This window comes from Mesorhizobium sp. M7A.F.Ca.CA.002.05.1.1 (genome assembly GCF_003998335.1).
Lineage (GTDB): Bacteria > Pseudomonadota > Alphaproteobacteria > Rhizobiales > Rhizobiaceae > Mesorhizobium.
In genome coordinates this window covers 1-4077 of sequence record NZ_RZQI01000552.1, presented here as the reverse complement: position 1 = coordinate 4077, position 4077 = coordinate 1, and the positions used below count along the sequence as shown (strand labels likewise).

Sequence of the window (4077 nt, the reverse complement as noted above, 5' to 3'; positions counted from 1 at the left end):
CTTGGACATGACGTCCCGCCATACATTTCGGTGCCGACGTTGCGCGTCAAGAAGCTCGACCTTCTCAGCGCCCTCAAGCTGGTCACCAAGGAAGATGCTCCAGCCTCAGTGGTAAAAATCTGCAACGGCAAGTGCTTCTAGCCCCCTTGTTCCGTCGGCGGGCTCCAACAGTCCGCCGACGCTCCCGAGCGACCGAGAAAATCGTCATGGCCGAAGCGAAAACGTCACCGTCCCAGAACGCGATTGTAGCGATGCAACGCATCAGCAAGTCGTTTGGCGCGAACCGCGTGCTGTCTGATATTTCATTCGAGGTCATGGCCGGTGAAACACACGCGCTGCTCGGCGAGAACGGTGCGGGCAAATCGACGCTCATGAAGATTCTCATGGGAGCCTATCGAACGGATGAGGGCCGCATTCTGTTCGCCGGAGAGGACGTCACCAGCTTGTCGCTTCGCGAGAGGATCGATCGCGGTATTGCAATGATCTTCCAGGAACTGAGCGTCTTGCCGAACCGCTCGGTTGCCGAAAACCTCTTTGTCCTTCGCGAGCCCCTCTCCTTTGGCCGGCGTATCAACAGCAGAAAAATGGTTCGTGATGCCCAGGCTCTGATCGAGCGGTACGCCTTCTCGCTTGATGCTTCTGCGCGCGTGGGCGATCTGGCCTTCGCCCAACGGCAGATGGTCGAGATCCTCAAGGCGATCTCGCGGGGCGCCAAGCTGCTCGTCATGGATGAGCCGACTTCATCTCTGACCATCCACGAGGAAGAAACGCTTTTTCGCACCATCGGTCAGCTAAAGCAGGGCGGAATCGGTATCGTCTACATCAGCCATCGCATGGCCGATGTGCTGCGGCTTTCGGATCGCATTTCGATCATCAAGGATGGGCGACTGGTTGGCCCACTTGATCCGAGCAAGACATCCATCGAGGATATCGCCGCGATGATGTCACGGCCAAGGGGCGACGCACCTTTGCCGACCGCAGCAGCGCCCACAAAACGCCGCCCGGCAACGTCGGTCGGGGCGCCGGCCCTTGAGGTCCGCGATCTAGCCACGTCGCGCAAGCTGTCCGACGTATCGTTCTCGATCGATCCAGGCGAGATCGTCGGTCTTGCCGGGCTTGTCGGCAGCGGCCGCTCGACCTTGGGCAAGGCCTTGTTCGGTATCCTTCCGGATGTATCCGGCCACATCACCGTCGCAGGAGAATCCGTTCGGCTGGGCAGCGTCCGCGGGGCCATCACTGCTGGTGTGGCCCTTGTTCCAGAAGACCGCCGGCTCGAAGGGCTTGTTGGCGGGCGCTCCATCGAGGAGAATCTTGCGCTTCCCCGCCTTTCCGATTTCTCGCTCGCGGGTCCCTTTGGACCGATGGCAAAGGCCCGGATAGCGGCTTTGTTCAGACAATACCGCGACGACCTTAATATCCTGTGCCGCGGTCCCTTACAAAAAGCCCAGGAGCTTTCGGGCGGCAATCAGCAGAAGATTGTCTTCGCAAAATGGCTGGCAATGAAGCCGAAGCTGTTGATCCTAGATGAGCCAACTTCCGGCGTGGACGTCAATGCCAAGCGCGATATGCGCGAGCTTGTGCGCCGCACGGCAGGCGATGGCGTCGCCGTGCTGCTCATTTCTTCGGAACTCGAAGAACTTCTGGATTTGTCCGATCGCATTCTGGTGATGGCGCAGGGGCGGATAACGCGCAGCATGGGCAGCGCGCACGACGAGACTGGGCTTCGCGCGTTGCTGCAGGCCGAGGTCGCCAGACAGACCACAGTACGCGCCCAAGGAGTTGCAGCATGAAACCATCCTCGATGCCGATGAGCGCAAGTGCGATGAATTTTTTCCGCGATCACATCACCTATGTGATCTTCCTGGCGATCACCCTCTATTTCGTCTTGTTCGCCCCCCACTTCGCGTCGGTCTCAACCGCAAGCGCCGTTCTGCGTATCACAGCCATCGTCTCCGTGATGGCGATCGGCATGACGTACGTTATCATCTGCGGTGAAATCGACCTGTCGGTCGGTTCGGTTGCCAGCTTTTCAGGTATGATCGGAGCGTTGCTGCTCGATCAAAGTGTGCCGACCTATGTCGCCGCCCTTCTGGTGTTGGGCGCCGGAGCCGCGATCGGCGCGGTGTCGGGCGTGCTGGTTACAAAACTGCGCATTCCATCGTTTCTTGTGACGCTTGGCATGTTGTCTATCTTCTCCGGACTGGCGCTGACCATCACCGGCACCCGGCCAGTGTCGATCGTCGACGATGATTTTTCGAATCTGTTCTGGAACGGCAGTTTTCTGGGCATACAGGCACCGATCTGGTGGACGATCGTCCTTACGGCTGTCGGCTACTACCTGCTGCATCAGATGCCCTACGGCAGACGTGTCTATGCGACCGGTGGAAATGCTGTTGCCGCGCGCTTTTCCGGTGTGCGCACGGACGGCGTCAAGATTTTCGCCTTTGTACTATCCGGCATGACCGCATCCCTTGCTGGCCTGATGCTCGCAGCCCGCTCCACGGCCGGCAATCCCAGCCTGGGAGCGGGTCTCGAACTGGATGTGATCGCGGCCGTGATCATAGGCGGGACAAGTCTCTTTGGCGGTTATGGATCAATCGTCGGTTCCGTCGTCGGCGCAATCTTCATAGGCATTCTCGGGTTTGGTCTTCTCGTGCTCGGTCTATCGACCAGCATCCAAGAGGTCATCAAAGGAGCCATCATCATCATTGCGGTCTCATTGAACCGCCGTTGAAAACAGCAGCCCGGTATGAAAATCCGAAGATATGTGGCTCCGCAATTCAAGCGTCGATGATCTGTTGATCACAGCGCATTTCGAGAAAAAAGAGAACGTTCTCACTGCATATTTTGGGATGGAAGAGAGCGTTTTTGAGGAAGTCTGTTGAGTGTGTCGCCGCCAGTCCATGCGGTGCTCGGCGAAAACGGCGCCGGCAAATCCACGCTGGTCAAGATTCTCAGCGGTGTGATTGCGCCAAACAGCGGTCAGATGCGTCTCGACGGTGCGGTCTATGCGCCGCATTCGATCCTGCATGCGCGAGCTGGACCATTTGCTGCAGATGGCTGGAGCTAATCGCAGGCCTTATGCGGCATTGGCAATAATGAGGGTGCTACTCAAACGTATTAACCCGCGGACCAACTGGGCGGATCGCCTGAGAGAACATATGGCGGCATTCCCTGTGGCGCCAAATATCAAGATCGGTCACGCGGGCTTCCCCGCGAACTGGACCGATTTGCCGCTATGGAATTAGTGTTGGTCCCCGTCCAAGTGACCGTCTAGGGATCACATATTGAGGACGCGCGCATATCGGCGCGATCGAGTTGGGCAGCTTTTGCGAACGCCGCCTCCCGATCAAGTGGTCCGTGCCAGCGGCCGTTCCTATCTCCGGTTCCAGCCTTGCGTGCCTTAACCCTCGTTGCAAAACCCGCAATCAGCTCGATGGATCCGGCCATGATCGTGGGTCCAGTTCTCGTAGATGTAGTAGTCTATTCCGCCATCCAATCTCGTGACTGCTGGTGTGTTTCAGTAGGCGTACTTGGCGGGCCAGCGCCAATCTGTCTGCGCTTTGCCGAAGCAATTGCTGTAGTCGACGAACTGGCCGGTAGCGATATCGCGGCAAGCCCAAACGAGCTGGCGATATTGGTTGTAGAACTCGTCCCAATCGGCGCCTTGGTAATAATTCGGCCTGCCGTATCCGCCCCCGCCACAGTCGTTATTCGAGCATACCGCAACGGCTGCGCCCACAGCTGCAATGGCGATACCGGCAGCTATCGCCTGATTTTGCTTTCTGATCATGTCGGCGCATTGGACGAGAGTCACGGATCGCCGAACGAGCTCAGCGTAGAGATCGTCCTGAAACTTCGCATCCTTCGTAGAGGATAAGGTTCTACAAAGGGCTGAAGTGCTGACGGCACTCGGGTTCTTGGCTAGTGTCTGTTGCGAGGTCGTGCATGAGGCGGTTGCCAGCGCCAAGGCTACCGCAGCCGAAACTGCGGCTCGTCGACCCATTCTCATTGTAGTCCCCCACACCCCCAAATCGGTCCGCGACCCTCACAGCCGATAATCACTCACTAGCAGAG

4 protein-coding genes are annotated in these 4077 nt (G+C 58.1%); 3 read left to right on the top strand and 1 reads right to left on the bottom strand.

Annotation, left to right across the window (positions count from 1 at the left end; genetic code table 11):
- The first annotated feature begins 206 nt into the window (after positions 1 to 206).
- From EN939_RS23740 to EN939_RS40085, 3 genes are all read left to right on the top strand, one after another.
- Positions 207 to 1790: a sugar ABC transporter ATP-binding protein gene (locus EN939_RS23740; protein WP_127270101.1), complete on the top strand. Its 1584-nt coding sequence runs from the start codon at positions 207 to 209 to the stop codon at positions 1788 to 1790.
- Positions 1787 to 2734, top strand: coding sequence for an ABC transporter permease (locus EN939_RS23735; protein ID WP_127270099.1), 948 nt, complete (start codon positions 1787 to 1789; stop codon positions 2732 to 2734). The genes EN939_RS23740 and EN939_RS23735 overlap by 4 nt, the downstream gene beginning before the upstream one ends.
- Before the next feature lie 153 nt (positions 2735 to 2887).
- Positions 2888 to 3070 (top strand): ATP-binding cassette domain-containing protein, encoded by a 183-nt coding sequence (locus EN939_RS40085; RefSeq protein ID WP_372958873.1) that lies wholly within the window; start codon positions 2888 to 2890, stop codon positions 3068 to 3070.
- Positions 3071 to 3520: 450 nt separating this feature from the next.
- Here the strand turns inward: EN939_RS40085 and EN939_RS23720 are convergent, their stop codons facing one another.
- The gene (locus EN939_RS23720) at positions 3521 to 3793 is read right to left on the bottom strand and encodes a hypothetical protein (RefSeq protein ID WP_127270097.1); all 273 of its coding nucleotides are present in this window, start codon (positions 3791 to 3793) and stop codon (positions 3521 to 3523) included.
- Positions 3794 to 4077 lie beyond the last annotated feature (284 nt).

Bases quoted from the DNA above. Each gene is read 5' to 3' on its own strand.
- EN939_RS23740 (WP_127270101.1), top strand. From the start codon at position 207: ATGGCCGAAGCGAAAACGTCACCGTCCCAGAACGCGATTGTAGCGATG.
- EN939_RS23735 (WP_127270099.1), top strand. From the start codon at position 1,787: ATGAAACCATCCTCGATGCCGATGAGCGCAAGTGCGATGAATTTTTTC.
- EN939_RS23720 (WP_127270097.1), bottom strand. From the start codon at position 3,793: ATGATCAGAAAGCAAAATCAGGCGATAGCTGCCGGTATCGCCATTGCA.